The organism is Mediterraneibacter flintii, assembly GCF_055387595.1.
Genome location: NZ_AP031405.1, coordinates 1,581,643 through 1,597,063, shown reverse-complemented (window position 1 = coordinate 1,597,063; position 15,421 = coordinate 1,581,643). Strand labels below are relative to the sequence as shown.

Annotated in this window: 11 protein-coding genes; 1 reads left to right on the top strand and 10 read right to left on the bottom strand. The window is 42.0% G+C overall.

Annotated elements, in window-relative coordinates; translation table 11 throughout:
- Positions 1–80: 80 nt before the first annotated feature.
- The gene (locus ACZ5C4_RS07525) at positions 81–653 is read right to left on the bottom strand and encodes a flavin reductase family protein (protein WP_464520456.1); all 573 of its coding nucleotides are present in this window, start codon (positions 651–653) and stop codon (positions 81–83) included.
- A gap of 17 nt (positions 654–670) precedes the next feature.
- Positions 671–2,323 (bottom strand): putative manganese-dependent inorganic diphosphatase, encoded by a 1,653-nt coding sequence (locus tag ACZ5C4_RS07520; RefSeq protein WP_464522317.1) that lies wholly within the window; start codon positions 2,321–2,323, stop codon positions 671–673.
- A gap of 336 nt (positions 2,324–2,659) precedes the next feature.
- Here ACZ5C4_RS07520 and ACZ5C4_RS07515 point away from each other — a divergent pair, with 336 nt between their 5' ends.
- Entirely contained in the window at positions 2,660–3,349 is a 690-nt protein-coding gene (locus ACZ5C4_RS07515) for a S1 RNA-binding domain-containing protein (protein ID WP_464520455.1), read from the top strand.
- Between the two features lie 145 nt (positions 3,350–3,494).
- Here the strand turns inward: ACZ5C4_RS07515 and ACZ5C4_RS07510 are convergent, their stop codons facing one another.
- The 8 genes from ACZ5C4_RS07510 to ACZ5C4_RS07475 all read right to left on the bottom strand — a co-directional run bounded on the left by ACZ5C4_RS07510 (position 3,495) and on the right by ACZ5C4_RS07475 (position 15,417).
- Positions 3,495–3,776: a DUF2325 domain-containing protein gene (locus ACZ5C4_RS07510; RefSeq protein WP_464520454.1), complete on the bottom strand. Its 282-nt coding sequence runs from the start codon at positions 3,774–3,776 to the stop codon at positions 3,495–3,497.
- An 877-nt stretch (positions 3,777–4,653) separates the two neighbouring features.
- The gene (gene glyA / locus ACZ5C4_RS07505; protein ID WP_464520453.1) at positions 4,654–5,889 is read right to left on the bottom strand and encodes a serine hydroxymethyltransferase; all 1,236 of its coding nucleotides are present in this window, start codon (positions 5,887–5,889) and stop codon (positions 4,654–4,656) included.
- A gap of 193 nt (positions 5,890–6,082) precedes the next feature.
- Entirely contained in the window at positions 6,083–10,573 is a 4,491-nt protein-coding gene (locus tag ACZ5C4_RS07500; protein ID WP_464520452.1) for a PolC-type DNA polymerase III, read from the bottom strand.
- Entirely contained in the window at positions 10,561–11,616 is a 1,056-nt protein-coding gene (gene ispG / locus ACZ5C4_RS07495; protein ID WP_464520451.1) for a flavodoxin-dependent (E)-4-hydroxy-3-methylbut-2-enyl-diphosphate synthase, read from the bottom strand. Before ispG ends, ACZ5C4_RS07500 begins: the two co-directional genes overlap by 13 nt.
- Before the next feature lie 137 nt (positions 11,617–11,753).
- Entirely contained in the window at positions 11,754–12,191 is a 438-nt protein-coding gene (locus tag ACZ5C4_RS07490; protein WP_464520450.1) for a hypothetical protein, read from the bottom strand.
- 102 nt (positions 12,192–12,293) lie between these two features.
- On the bottom strand, positions 12,294–13,142 hold the full coding sequence (locus tag ACZ5C4_RS07485) for a DUF368 domain-containing protein (protein ID WP_464520449.1): 849 nt from the start codon (positions 13,140–13,142) through the stop codon (positions 12,294–12,296).
- Positions 13,143–13,151: 9 nt separating this feature from the next.
- Positions 13,152–14,213 (bottom strand): histidinol-phosphate transaminase, encoded by a 1,062-nt coding sequence (gene hisC, locus ACZ5C4_RS07480; RefSeq protein WP_464520448.1) that lies wholly within the window; start codon positions 14,211–14,213, stop codon positions 13,152–13,154.
- Between the two features lie 16 nt (positions 14,214–14,229).
- Positions 14,230–15,417, bottom strand: coding sequence for a pyridoxal phosphate-dependent aminotransferase (locus ACZ5C4_RS07475; protein WP_464520447.1), 1,188 nt, complete (start codon positions 15,415–15,417; stop codon positions 14,230–14,232).
- Positions 15,418–15,421: the final 4 nt, after the last annotated feature.

The window sequence follows — 15,421 nt, the reverse complement described above, 5'->3', positions numbered from 1 at the left end:
GAGGAATTTCGGCGAAGCCCTGACGAACGTTGCAATACACGCCCTATTGCGCGAACCATTTCGTCAATTAACTTTATATTCTACTTTTTCTTTTTTCTCACGCTATAACCGAAGGTCCCGATTTTTTTCCCAAGATTTAGGTATTCTCCATGAGAGTATGCAATCAGTCCGGTTTTATTCAGTTCGAATTTATTTTGTTTATTCAAATAGGCCTCATCTGCCTGCACTGCCTGTACTTTTGCCAAAAACATATGATGGCTGCCTAATTCTTTTATCTCTGTAACCTTACACTCAATATTGACAGGACTTTCTTCGATTATCGGCGCCCATTTCAAGCTGTGTGCCTTCTTTTGTGTCAAAAAACAGTCCTTCCATTTATCCGTATCTCTTCCAGAACGTACTCCACAGTAATCTGTTGCTCTGGAAAGCCTTTCTGTTGTAAGATTGATCACAAATTCTCCAGATTCCTGAAGCATATGATAAGAATATCTTTCCGGTCTTACTGAAATATATACCATCGGCGGATTCGTACACACTGTTCCAGTCCACGCGACTGTCAAAATATTGCTATTTCCGTTTTTATCTCCTGTGCTTACCAGCACTGCCGGAAGAGGATACAGCATATTCCCCGCCTTCCATATTTGTTTTCCCATCCTCTTTCCCCTCTTTTCTATTGCTGAAGCGCTCCTACCAGAGTAGGAACAAGCTGTTTTTTACGCGAGACAACACCCTTTAGCATCAAATCTGCTGTATCTTCTCTCAAATCATATGCATTGATAATTTTTTCTCTTGCCTCCATACCACAGCATAATAATTCAGATGACTCTGCGATAATGTCTGTCAGCATAAAGAAAATCATATCCAAACTATGGCTCTTTCGTGCTTTTTCCAAATGCGGCAGCACAATCTCTTTAATCTCTTTTAGCTCATCTGCGCTCATAGAGTTAACCTGCCCCACTCCAAATACTGTATCATTGACTGTAAACTGCTTAAAATCAAGGAAGCAGATTTCTTCTGCCGTTTTTCCCTTCAGGTTGCTTCCGGCATGGAACATTTCCTGTGCCAGCTCTTCAATCTCAATTCCCGCTATTCTTGCAAGATTTCTTGCACTCTGTTCATCCAATGGAGTGCACGTAGGAGAACGAAACATCAGTGTATCAGAAATAATTGCGGAACACAAAAGAGCCGCATTCTGAGCATCTACTAATATATCCTCCTCCTGGTACATCTGGTAAATAATCGTCGCTGTGCATCCAACCGGTTGATTCCTAAAGAACACCGGCCCCATTGTTTCAATGCTGCTGAGTCTGTGGTGATCGATAATTTCCAAAACCTCAGCCTCTTCCACTCCGTCAACTGCTTGGTTTTTCTCATTGTGATCTACTAGAATAACCTGTTTTTTTCTACAATTTAACAGACGCCTTCTTGAAATAAATCCGAGGAAATTTCCTTTCCCGTCTAATATTGGAAAATCACGAAATTTCTTTCGCGCCATCACTTCTTTTACGTCGTCCACATAATCCCTCATCCGGAAAGTAACCAGTCCTTCTTTACTCATAAAATGTCTGACCGGTATACTCTGGTTAATCTGCCTTGCCACTGTAAATGTATCATATGGAGTCTGAATCATAACAATCTGTCTTTCTTCTGCCTGTTGTATAATTCTATCTGCTATAGGTGCATTGTGGCATACTACAATACATCCAACATTTGCGTCTATTCCATACTGCTGTGCATCTGGCCGATCTCCCACAATCAGAAGATCATTTTCTTTAATAAATTCTGACATCAGCACCTTGCTGGATGACGCAATCGCAACCTTTCCTTTCTGGAGATAACTGTGTGCATTTCCTGTGATCACCTTTCCCCCTACTGCACTGGCAATATTCCTGTACTGCGTCCGCGCTGTAGAGAGAATGGTGCTGTCATACACGTCCATATAAGAAGTGGCAATATCTCCAATTGTAATTAACCCTTCCAACTTTCCATTCCTGGTGACTGGGAGCGTCTTAATATTTAATTCCTTCATTTCCGCCCAGGCAGTTTTAATCGACATACTCCCCTGTATACCCTCCACATGTCTTAACTCCACATCTTTAATCTGTACACGCAAATCTGATAAAAGTGCAGGAACCTTCACACCAAAACGTTCCAAAACATACTGTGTCTCTTCATTGAGCTGTCCTGCCCTTCTCGGCGTATGTTCAATTCCAGTCAATTTTGTCTTTAAATCCGCATAGGCAATCGCCGAACAGATAGAATCTGTGTCTGGATTTTTATGCCCTACAACATATACTTTTCTTCCATTTTCTTCCTTTTTCATCTTTTCCTCTTTTCTGTCATCCATTACAGTACACTTTACCAGTGTCTCATCAAATTCTTTTTCCTGCAACAATATATATGGGCTGATTTCAGAGCTGTCCAAGATATAGAACTGCTTTTTCACCCGCGTTGACATTAAATGTATATATAGATTGCCATTTTTTAGATTATTCGTCAACCCTTTTTCCATTGCGTTCCAATACTGCTTTTCTTATATTTCTTTCGTTTCCCATTGCCAATCCCTGGTGTTTGTATCAAATTTTCAAGATTCTCTGTCTTTTTATCTATACATATGCTATACTGATTTTATGTAAAAAAATTAGATTGAGGTGCTACGATGAGCGAAGAATTAAAAGAAGAATTACAAACAAACGAACAAGCAGAAACAATGGCAGATTACGAGGAGCATTTTGATGATGCCAATCCTTGGAACCGGGTTGTAGAATATATGGAAAACAAGACAATCCTTCCTGTAAAAGTAGAAGGTGTCGTAAACGGCGGCGTAATCGCTATGGTAGAAGGACTTAGAGGATTCGTTCCTGCCTCTAAACTATCCCTTTCCTACATTGAAGATTTGGAAACATATCTTTTAAAAGACATTGAAGTCCGTGTTATTGATGTGGATCAGGCAAACAACCGCCTTGTACTTTCCGCACGTGAAATTCTGAAAGAAAAAGAAAAACAGGCACAAAAAGAAAAGATTGCAAATATCAAAGTGGGTACTGTTATGGAAGGCACTGTGGAAACACTTCAAAACTATGGAGCATTTGTCAAGCTGGAAAATGGACTGTCTGGACTCGTTCATGTTTCTCAGATTTCTCAGAAAAGAGTAAAAACTCCTTCCGATGTTCTGCATACAGGCGACAAAGTCAATGTAAAAATTATCGGTGTAAAAGATGGAAAAATCAGTCTGAGTATGAAAGCCCTGGAAGAAATTCCAGAGGAAAAAGTAGAAAAGGTAGAAATTCCAAAAAGTGAAAATATCGGAACCAATCTCGGTGATTTATTTAAAAACTTAAATTTGTAATACTGATTCATTTCATCGGTTTTAAACAGGAAAAGGATATTATCAGATTCTTTTTCCTGTTTTTTATTTGGATTTGTATCCAAACAGTTGACGGCAAGATGAGAGGCCTCCTACATCTTGCCGTCAAAAGATTTCTTAATTTATTTTAAGCACATACGTTTTCTAAAATCTCTTCCAGAGCATTTTTACTACTTGTATGGCACCTTACAATGTCTGCATTACATCTTCCTGCTTCTTCCACCGCACAGCGTACCATTTTATGTGACACCGTATTTGTAAAAAGTACGATTAAATCTGGACTGCCAATCTGCTTGCTTAAGCTGGCTGACATCTGTGTAAATACTTTTGCTTTACAGTTATATTGTTTACATATTTTTTTATATTGACAGACCATTCTGTCATGTCCACCAATGATCACAACACTCATAATAACCTCCTTATACTCTGGTAGATTTATAATGCTCTTAAAGGTTAGTTATATCTAACTCATGTGTATATAATACATGAATTGAGAACCAATATCAATATCTTTTTATGATATTATTTCTCATTATTGCCAAAATATGAATTTAATTGACGAAATATAAAATTTAAACGACAAAAGGGACGTGTGAAAGAGAGGCTTTGCATCGTTCGTCAGGGCTCCGCCGAAATTCCTCACTCACGCGAAGCACCTCTTTCACACACACACTTTCGCCAGCTTAAGTTTATAATTTGTAACGGAAAAAATCGGCTTCACGCTGCTATGCATTTCCAATCGGAAGTAGTATAGATACTTCTAATTGGAAGTCTATAACAACGTGAAGCCATTCTCTTTTTTATGAATTTCAGTTAGGGAGCCGCCTTCCTATAGACGAAGGAAAATCTTCTGACTGGGAGTCTGCAGCAGCGTGAAGTCGGTTCTTTTCTGTCTGAAATGTGAATTTAATTGGGGAAGAACGTAAGCAGAAAGAGAAGGCAGTGCATAAGCAGGGAATTTTAAGCGGAGCGTGGTAAATACAGATTGTTCTGTTTGTTAAGTGAGAAGCATGGAGTTCCAATGGACGATATGCTTCTGCACTGTTACAAACCTTCAATCGGATTTACCACAGTGGAGCCCTGACCTGCGTTGCACTGCCTTCTCTTTTTGCGTACCATTCTTTACCAGTTTCCGCAGTGCCAGCTCAATTTCGCATACGCGTCATTTCGCTATCGGCAGTCGCCGAATGAAAAGAAATAGAAAGCCCCCTGTTTACATGCAAGCATGACACAAGGGACTTCCTATTCTTTTCGCACTGCTTGTTGCTTCGTTAAATTTATATTTTTTAACACAGAGGATATTTTTCTGTCAGTTCGGCTACCATTTCTTTTGCTTTTCCTACATTCTCTTCACTTTCAATTACCATCGCAATAATCTCTGCCACTTTATCCATATCTTCTTCTTTCAAACCGCGGGTTGTCACTGCCGGTGTTCCAAGTCTCACACCACTTGTCACAAACGGAGAGCGTGGATCATTTGGAATCGTATTTTTATTACATGTCACGTGTGCATCATCCAGCCGTTTTTCCAGTTCCTTTCCGCTGACCTCTTTTTCCGTAAGATCTACCAACATAAGGTGATTATCTGTCCCGCCGGAGACAATTTTTACACCACGCTTAATCAGCCCTGCGCAGAGTGCCTTTGCATTTTTCACCACCTGCTCTTGATATTCCTTAAACTGTGGTTCCAGAGCCTCTTTAAAGCATACTGCCTTCGCGGCTATCACATGCATCAAAGGGCCGCCTTGTATTCCAGGAAATACCGCCTTGTTAAAATTGAATTTCTCATTCATCTCATTGCTGGAGAGAATCATTCCCCCTCTTGGGCCTCTTAATGTCTTATGTGTTGTCGTTGTCGTCACATGCGCATACGGAATCGGACTTGGGTGCAGCCCTGCTGCCACCAGCCCTGCAATATGCGCCATATCCACCATCAGATACGCTCCTACTTCATCTGCGGTTTCTCGGAAACGTTTGAAATCAATTGTTCTGGCATAAGCGCTCGCACCTGCAATAATCAGCTTTGGCCTGCATTCTTTTGCAATTTTAAGGACATTGTCATAATCAATTACACCTTCTTCATTGACACCGTAAGGGGTAATTTTAAAATACTTTCCTGACATATTGACCGGTGAACCGTGTGTTAAATGGCCGCCATGATCTAAGTTCATTCCCATCACAGTATCTCCTGGCGTCAGCATTGCGAACATCACCGCCATATTTGCCTGTGCTCCGGAATGAGGCTGTACGTTCACATACTCACAGTCAAAAAGTTTTTTCGCTCTTTCCCTGGCAAGATTCTCTGCCACGTCCACACACTGACAGCCGCCGTAATATCTCTTTCCCGGGTATCCTTCTGCATATTTATTCGTCAGAGGGCTTCCCATTGCTGCCATCACTGCCTTGCTTACCCAGTTTTCAGAAGCAATCAGTTCAATATGTGAGTTCTGTCTTTTCATCTCCTCCTCAATCGCCTTTGCAATCTCGGCATCTGTCCTCTTGATTTCTTCGAAATCGTACATTTTCGTATTCCTCCATATTATTTTATTCTGCATACCTTATCGGGCAAAGCCCCCTTAAGGAGCATAGACTGCGTACCCTGGAAGATATTCTTTGATCGGCTTTTAAGCCCATTGTCACTATTATAACACACGCCTTGCTCCTCTGTACAGGCGTGCCTGGGAAAATCTGTTTTAAAAGCTTAGAACCTCTCTTTTAAAAATCAAACAGAGAAAGCTGATTACTCTGCGGCAGATTCCCAAAGAGCCCCAAATCCGCCATTAAGTCAATCACTGTTTTACTGACCTTCGTCCGCATCCTGAAATCATCCAACGACAGATACGGGCCATCCTTTGACGCTTCTTCCACAGCTTCCGCCGCCTTCTCTCCCATACCTTCGATACTGGATAAAGAAGGCATCAGTTTTCCGTCCATAATCTGAAATTTAGTTGCCTTCGCTTTATAAATATCAATAGGAAGGAACTCAAACCCACGTGCGTACATTTCCTGTACAATCTTCATATCCTTTAATACATCTTGTTCCTTTTTACTCAGCGAATCACTTCTGCGCTTATAGTCCTTCATATAATAATCTAGTTTTTCCTTTCCCTGACACATAATCTCATAGGAAAAGGCGTCGGCACGGATTCCGAAATAAGCTCCATAATACGCCAGTGGATAGTTAATTTTACAATAGGCAATCCGGTATGCCATCATAACGTATGCAGCCGCATGTGCCTTCGGAAACATATAGCTGATCTTTTTACAAGACCAGATATACCAATCCGGCACATTCTTTTCCTTCATTGCCACCTCCCACTCCGGCTTTAATCCCTTTCCTTTACGCACGCTCTCCATGATAGTGAAGGCAAGAGCACTTTCTACTCCCTGATTAATCAAGTAAATCATAATATCATCTCTTGTACAGATAGCTGTAGAAATCGTAGCCTTCCCGGATTTTACCAGTTCTTGCGCATTGCCGAGCCACACATTCGTGCCATGAGAAAGGCCGGAAATACGAATCAGATCAGAGAGTGTCTGCGGCTTCGTATCCTGTACCATCTGGATGACAAACTCTGTCCCGAATTCTGGAATCCCCAGACAGCCAAGCTTACAGCCGTCTATATCTTCTGGCTTAATTCCAAGCGCACTTGTATTATGAAACAGGGAAATGACTTGTTCATCGTCCAGTGGTATCTTAGTAGCAATAAACGGATTTTCCTTGTTATACTCATTTTCCATCGCATCCGAAGTAATATAATCTTCCAAAGTACGGATCATGGTCGGATCATCATGTCCAAGAATGTCCAGTTTCAGAAGATTATGGTCAATCGAGTGATAGTCAAAATGGGTTGTGACTATGTCTGTTTCCATATCATTTGCCGGATGCTGTACCGGTGTAAATTCATTGATGTTATGTCCATGCGGCAATACAACAATTCCTCCCGGATGCTGACCTGTGCTGCGCCGGATCCCCGTACACCCTAATGTAATCCTGTCGATCTCACATCTGCGTTTTCTCTGTCCTTTTTCTTCGTAGTAATTCTTCACAAATCCATATGCTGTCTTATCTGCTAAGGTTCCAATCGTCCCCGCCTTAAAGGTATGACCGGTTCCAAAGAGAACCTCTGTGTATTTGTGTGCTTTCGCCTGATAGTCCCCGGAGAAATTCAAATCAATATCCGGCTCCTTGTCTCCTTTAAAACCAAGGAAAGTTTCAAATGGGATGTCAAATCCTGCCTTTACAAGCGGCGCGCCACATTTAGGGCAAGGCTTGTCCGGCATATCAAACCCACATCCGCCGGCATAGCTTCTCACCTCTTCAGACTCAAAGTCACTGTAGTGACATTCCTGGCAGTAATAATGCGGACTCAACGGATTTACTTCTGTAATGCCCGCCATGGTTGCTACAAAGGAGGAACCGACGGAGCCACGTGAGCCTACCAGATACCCGTCATCATTGGACTTCCACACTAGTTTCTGGGCAATGATATACATAACGGCATATCCGTTTGATATAATAGAGTTCAACTCCTTTTCCAGTCTCGAAGAAACCTGCACAGGCAGATCTTCCCCATACATCTCATGCGCTTTTTTATAACAGATGTCTCTTAATTCCTGATCTGAATTTTCAATGACTGGAGGGCACTTATTCGGGTTGACAGGAGAAATTTTTTCTACCATCTCTGCAATTTTGTTCGGATTTTCAATGACAATTTCGCGTGCCTTTGCAGATCCAAGATAGGCAAACTCTTCCAGCATTTCTTCTGTCGTGCGCAGATACAGCGGAGGCTGTACATCTGCATCATCAAATCCCTTTCCCGCCATGATAATCCTTCTGTACACTTCATCCTCAGGATCAAGAAAATGTACGTCACAGGTCGCTACTACCGGCTTTTTAAATCTTTCTCCCAATTCTACAATCTGGCGGTTTATCTCTATTAAATCTTCCTCAGAGGTAATATCCGGCAAACGAGTGCTCTCAATCATAAACCGGTTGTTTCCCAAAGGCTGTATCTCATAATAGTCATAAAAGTCTGCCAGTCTTGCAATAAATTCAGCAGATTTCTTATTTAAAAGCGCCTGGTAGAGTTCCCCCGCCTCGCAGGCACTTCCGATGATCAGTCCTTCTCTGTGCTTGTTTAAAAGGCTTTTAGGAATACGCGGCCGTCTTGCATAATAGGTCAGATGAGATTCTGAAATCAACTGATAAAGGTTATATCTTCCAATGTCATTCTTTGCCAGAATAATAATGTGATACGTCGGCAATTTTCGAATCGCATTGGGGTTCATATCTCCAAACCGGTTCATCTCCTTTAAAGTCGTGATATTTTCCTTCTTCAGCATCTCTACAAATTTTACAAAAATCTCCGCCGTCGCTTTCGCATCATCCACCGCCCTATGATGATTTTCCAGTGAAATATTGAGCGCCTTCGCCACCACATTCAGCTTATATTTAGACAGCGTCGGAAGCAGTACTCTCGCCAGCGCCACTGTGTCCACATAGGTAAAATGCGGTTCTATATCCTGGTACCGGCAGTTCTGCTCAATAAATCCTACGTCAAAGCCGGCATTGTGCGCCACTAAAATACCGTCTCCTACAAATTTCAAAAACTCTGGCAGCAGCGTCTCGATATCTGGATAATCCATTACCATCTCGTCTGTAATACTGGTCAGCTTCGTAATCTCAAACGGAATCGGTCTCTTGGGATTGACAAAAGTACTAAAGGAATCTACAATCTCTCCGTCCACCACTTTCACAGCACCGATTTCTATAATCTTATCTTTAATTGAGCTAAATCCGGTTGTCTCTAAGTCAAATACAATATACGTATCATTCAGAGTCTGTTCTCCTGCCCCTACCGCAATTTCTGTTAAATCATCTACGACATACCCCTCTACGCCATAGATAATCTTGAAAGGATCGGATTTATCCAGTGTCTCTATATAATGGTTTGCATCGGGAAATGCCTGCGCCACTCCATGATCCGTAATGGCAATCGCAGGATGCCCCCAGTCATGGGCGCGTTTCACAATATCTTTTACTTCGGAAACGCCATCCATATCGCTCATCTTTGTGTGGCAGTGAAGCTCTACTCTCTTCTGTGTACTTAAATCTTTTCTGGAAACAGTAAAATCTCCAATCTTTTTAATTCCGGTTACGGAGCCGATCGTCAGTTCTCCGTCAAATTTGTCTATAGTGGTGACACCCTTAATTTTAATAAACGCTCCCTTTTTTATCTCTCCTAAAAGCTCTGGAAGCTGTTCATTTCGCGCAAACATTTTTACTGTAATCGTATCCGTAAAGTCTGTCACAGAAAACATAACGATCGTTTTCTCATTACGTATTTCACGGGTATCAAAGCTGATAATTTTTCCATGAACCGTAATTTCTCCCATCTCTGTGACTACCTGCTCTAAAGGAATTGGTTCATCTTCAAAGCTTTTTCCATAGATAAGATTTGGATCGTCTCCCTGCTTTAACGGACGGTAGAATTCTTTCTTCTTAAATTCTCTTTTTCCTGTATCTTTTTCCCTTCTCTTAAGGCTTGTAGTTTCCTTTGGAGATGTGCGCTTCTTTTCTACAGCTTTTGGCTCTTCCTCGCCTCTTTGCACTGCTCTTCGCCTGAATATCTCATTGATTTCCTGCTGAATCCTCTCTTCCTCTTGTTCCCGTCCATTTTTTCCAAATGCCTCTTTATAGGAAACCCGAACCTCAGCCCCAATCTGAAAACGTTTATTTAGTATTTCTTCCAAATACTCTATGATCGCTTCCCTGCGTCCTTCCGACACAATGGTATCCAACAGTTCCAGACAGACTGCATTTTCTTTAAACTGAATTTCTGCCTGCGCATACATATTTGCCGCAAGAACACTGTCCACACTTAGCTCTTCCATAATGCTGTCCCTGTATTCTTTCAGAAGAGCCTCCGCAGAATACTGCCCTGAAAGTGCATACTGTTCTTCTATACGGATCGCCACCGGAGAAGTCCCAAACAACTGTTCTTTTATCTTTTGTTCCATTCTCCATATGTCCTTTTTCTGTATCAGGTGCCGGCTGAAAATATGTACATGAAGAAAATCACGATTTGTATTTGTCGTGATTTTCTTTACTTCAACATCCTGAAACAACAACTGTATATCTTCTTCTACCTTCAATGTCGGAAATACTTCAAAAAAGACTTTTTCACTGCTTACTCTTTCCAATTCAACAACTCCTGACGAAGTGCCGGAAGAAGCTCTTCTTCCTTCACTTTTTTGATAATCTCACCTTTTTTAATTAACAATCCCTCTCCGACTCCCCCTGCGATACCAATATCTGCTTCTTTTGCCTCTCCTGGTCCGTTCACGACGCATCCCATCACAGCAACTTTAATATTCAGAGGAATATCTGCCACCATATGCTCCACTTTATTTGCCAGCTCTATCAGATTGATCTTCGTCCTTCCACAGGTAGGGCAGGACACAACTTCAATCCCCCCTTTTCTTAAGCCCAGTGTCTTCAATATAAGCTTTGCCGTCTTAATTTCTTCTATCGGATCTCCTGTCAGAGACACACGGATCGTATTTCCTATCCCTGCATGAAGGATGATTCCAAGTCCGACAGACGATTTGATATTTCCCGAATAAACTGTTCCGGATTCTGTAATTCCGACATGCAGAGGATACCTGCACTGTCTTGCAATCTGTTCATGCGCTTCTACACACATCAGCACATCTGAAGATTTTATACTCACGACAAGATTGTCATAATCCATCTCTTCAATCATATGTACCTTATCAAGCGCGCTCTCCACAATTCCTTCTGCTGACACCCCGCCATTTTTCTCCAGAATATGTTTTTCCAGAGAACCACTGTTGACTCCCACACGGATTGGGATCTTCTTTTCCTTTGCCTTGTCTACCACCGCGCGTACTCTATCGGCGCTGCCGATATTTCCCGGATTGATGCGAATTTTGTCTGCACCATTCTCAATCGCTGCAATCGCAAGCCGGTAATCAAAATGAATGTCCGCCACAAGAGGAATATGAATCTGCTTTTTTATCTCCTTCAATGCTTCTGCGGCCTCCAACGTTGGAACTGCACATCGGATAATCTCGCATCCTGCCGCCTCCAGTTTTAAGATCTGATTCACTGTCGCCTGTACGTCCTCTGTCTTTGTATTCGTCATGGACTGTATCGCTACGGGATGACTTCCTCCGATACAGACCTTTCCGATTCTGATTTCCTTTGTCTCATTTCTTAACATCTCTTGTCCTCCTAAAGGCACCTCTGCCTTTCTATAAGCCGCCGGATGGCTTTATTTCCTGCACAGATATAGAAGATATGGGAGCGATGGCATCTGCCAACCCTCCCATATTCTCCAAACACTGGCATATACCAGCGTTATTGCTTTTCAAATACCATTTGTTCCCCATATTCCCGATCTGTCAGTGTCAGTTCTTCCTGTTCTATGCTGTAATCATATGAAGTATCCAGTGTACTGCGCAGCCGTTCTACTTCTTCACTGTCTGCATCTGTCCCTTCACCGGTACTTTCATCCGTATAAAGGTTAAATACTTTTTCTTCTTTGTCAATCTTATATTTGACGTCTGTTTTCACAGGCCTGCCTTCTTCTTCCTGCCATTCAAACTCTGCCGTCCCATCTCCATTCACCGTCATGGTAAGCCCGTTGTCTGTACTGTGCCACGTTCCTTCCAGCGGATTTGCTGTAAACAGTTTTATGATAAAAAAGGCAGCGATAATAACAATCAGTACCGTAGATACAGACATTACAATCTTCCAGATGCTGTTTCTTTTCCCTTCATCGTTTTTGAAAATCATCTGTTACCGTCCCTTCTTTTCCTTATGTCTCATTATACGAATTTTCAATAGCGGTGTCAACGCCCCGCCTTTTCTAAAACTATCCTCATCTTAGACAGCGTACTATTCCCCGCCTAGTTTTGAGGCTGCAAACCAGCCTGCCGCAAAAGTAACAATTCCTATGCCTACTGTCAGAACTGATCCGCCAGACCAATCTGTTTTCAGAAGAATAGCGATTGGAGAAGCGATAATCAGCCCCAGGATCGCATAATATGCATGAATCTCTGCTTTTTGAAAGATAAATTCGATAAGCTTTGCAATCAGGAAAATCCCGAGCACTACTCCAATTCCAAACGGAACCAGCACTGTGCAGGCTTCCAGAAGCTTTTCAAAGTTTAAAATAACAAGCGCGTCTATGAACCGGTTAATTGTTTTTATGATCGTATCATAATATCCAAGCAGCATAAGCATCATAGAACCACTTACGCCCGGGACTACCATTGTCGCCGCGGCAATGATTCCTACCAGAAGAAGTTTTATCACATTGATCATTCCAAAAGTGACATCTGCGCTTTTTCCTCCTGTCTCGCCCAGCACAGCCATCAGAATTACAATCGCAAAGAAAATGATAAACGCAACTATCTTTCCGACAGAAACTACATGCCCCTGCACTTTCTTAAAAATAAACGGAAGACTCCCTGCTATCAAACCGCAGAATGCAAAATTCGTAGGGATCGGATAATCGCGAAGCAGAAACTCAAACAAACGGGACAGTGCCACAATCGCAATACCTGCTCCCACAAAAATGGGAATCAACAGCTTCATACTGTTTTTAAAGTCACTTTTTAAATGGGTAATAGAGTAAATCAGCTTATCATAAAGTCCCATTGCGACCATCATAGTTCCACCGCTTACTCCGGGGATAATATTGGCAATTCCTACTACCATTCCTTGTAATATTTTTTTCAGCATTTTTTCTCCTTACTTTATATAATGTTTCAAAAAGTCAAATAATATCCTCATTTCTTCTTCGGTTCCAATTGTAATACGTAAATATTCACGTATTCTCTCACTGTTCCAGTGTCTGACATAAATATCTGCTTTTTTCAATGCCAGAAACAGTTCTTCTGCAGAATAATCCGGATGAGTGGCAAAAATAAAATTCGCTTTCGCATCTGGAAATACAAAACCTAGATTTGCAAGTTCTCCTTTCGCCTTTTCTCTCGTCTGTATTATTCTACGGATATTTTTTTCAAAATATGCTCTGTCACGCACTGCCTCTGCCCCACAGATTAAAGAAAGCTGATTCAGTGTATAAGAGTTAAATGAATATTTCACATCATTTAAGTACCGGATTAATTCCTTGTTTCCTATCGCATAACCAATGCGCATTCCTGCCATGCTCCTCGCCTTAGAAAAGGTCTGTACAACCAGCAGATTGTCATATCTTTCAATCAGCTCTAAAGCAGATTTTCCGGCAAAATCTACATATGCTTCATCCACAATCACCACACTTTCTTGATTGTGTTCAAGAATATCTTCTATGAATTCTAATTCTTCATAGACGGCCGTCGGAGCATTCGGATTTGGAAAGATGATACCTCCATTTTCCTGATAATAGTCTTCTCGATTCATTCGGAATTCTTTGTCCAATTTCGGACAGCGGTATGGTATCCGGTACAGCTCTGCCCATACTTTATAGAAGGAATATGTAATATCTGGAAAGAGAATCGGCTTCTCTGAGTTAAAAAAGGTCAGAAAGCAAAGCGAAAGCACATCATCGGAGCCAACTCCCGGAAACACCTGCTCTTTTTCCACTTCATAAAACCTGGCTAACTCTTCTGTCAGAAGCTCAGATGCCGGATCTGGATACAGCCTCAAAGCATCTGTACGAAATTCTTCCAGCATTTTGCGCACACCCGGCGCAGGCGGATACGGATTTTCATTCGTGTTTAGCTTAATCACCTTTCTCTGCGGCTGTTCTCCCGGCACATACGGCGTGACGTGACGGATATTTTTTAATACACTTGGATGGATTCCCATAACTGCAGTCCTTTTTCTATTTATACTCTGCCGCCAGCTCTTTAAACTTTGGCAGCGCGTTTACAATTGTATCATAAGCTACGCAGTACGCCAGACGCACATACCCCGCACACGCAAAAGAGCTTCCCGGCACAAGCAAAATATTATACTTCTTCGCTGCCGCACAGAACTCTTTTTCATCTGGCACCGGCGATTTCACAAACAGATAAAACGCCCCTTCTGGCTTGATACATTCAAATCCCAGTTCTTTCAGACCACTATACAATGTCTCTCTGTTTTTGTCGTAATAGGAAATATCTGTTTTTTCGTTCAAACATGCTTTTACTACTTTCTGCTGTAGTGTAGGCGCATTGACAAATCCCAGAATACGGGTCGCTACATTTACCGCACTGATCAGCTTCTCACTGTCTGCCGCCTCATCTGGAATGACAAGGTATCCTATCCTTTCACCTGGGAGAGACAATGATTTGCTGTAAGAATATCCTACAATTGTATTGGCATAGTACTTCGTCAGATACGGCACTTCCACTCCATCATATGCAAGTTCTCTGTACGGCTCATCTGAAATCAGATAAATATCCGTGCCAAACTCTTTTTGTTTCATTTCCATAATCTCTGCCAATTTTCGGATCGTTGCCTCAGAATATACTACACCCGTCGGGTTATTCGGTGTATTTACGATAACCGCTTTTGTCTTTGCCGTAATCTTCTCCTTAAACTCATCTAATTTGGGCTGAAAATCTTCCGTATTGGGGGATACTTCCACAAGAACACCGTCATAATTATTGACATAGCTTCTGTATTCTCCAAAATACGGAGCAAAGACAATCACCTCATCCCCTGGATTCAGCAGGGCTTTTAAGATCACATTCAAACCGCCTGCCGCACCGACTGTCATCGTAATGTTATTCGCCGAAAACGCTGTGCCAAACCGCTTATTCAACGACTGTGCCACTGCCTCTCTGACGTCCTCATATCCTGCATTACTGTTTGTATACCCATGCAGCACAACCGGATCCTCTTCATTCAACGCCTCTATAATCGCCTCCTTGACGGCTTTCGGCGCCGGAACGTTTGGATTGCCAAGGCTGAAATCAAAGACATTCTCCGCCCCGTAAATTCCTGCAAGCCGGTTTCCCTCTTCAAACATCGCGCGGATTGCCGAGCTGTTTGCCACCATATTTTCCATTTTTTTTGAGATCATTTCC

Bases quoted from the DNA above. Each gene is read 5' to 3' on its own strand.
- ACZ5C4_RS07525 (WP_464520456.1), bottom strand. From the start codon at position 653: ATGGGAAAACAAATATGGAAGGCGGGGAATATGCTGTATCCTCTTCCG.
- ACZ5C4_RS07520 (WP_464522317.1), bottom strand. From the start codon at position 2,323: ATGAAAAAGGAAGAAAATGGAAGAAAAGTATATGTTGTAGGGCATAAA.
- ACZ5C4_RS07515 (WP_464520455.1), top strand. From the start codon at position 2,660: ATGAGCGAAGAATTAAAAGAAGAATTACAAACAAACGAACAAGCAGAA.
- ACZ5C4_RS07510 (WP_464520454.1), bottom strand. From the start codon at position 3,776: ATGAGTGTTGTGATCATTGGTGGACATGACAGAATGGTCTGTCAATAT.
- glyA (WP_464520453.1), bottom strand. From the start codon at position 5,889: ATGTACGATTTCGAAGAAATCAAGAGGACAGATGCCGAGATTGCAAAG.
- ispG (WP_464520451.1), bottom strand. From the start codon at position 11,616: ATGTTAAGAAATGAGACAAAGGAAATCAGAATCGGAAAGGTCTGTATC.
- ACZ5C4_RS07490 (WP_464520450.1), bottom strand. From the start codon at position 12,191: ATGATTTTCAAAAACGATGAAGGGAAAAGAAACAGCATCTGGAAGATT.
- ACZ5C4_RS07485 (WP_464520449.1), bottom strand. From the start codon at position 13,142: ATGCTGAAAAAAATATTACAAGGAATGGTAGTAGGAATTGCCAATATT.
- hisC (WP_464520448.1), bottom strand. From the start codon at position 14,213: ATGGGAATCCATCCAAGTGTATTAAAAAATATCCGTCACGTCACGCCG.
- ACZ5C4_RS07475 (WP_464520447.1), bottom strand. From the start codon at position 15,417: ATGATCTCAAAAAAAATGGAAAATATGGTGGCAAACAGCTCGGCAATC.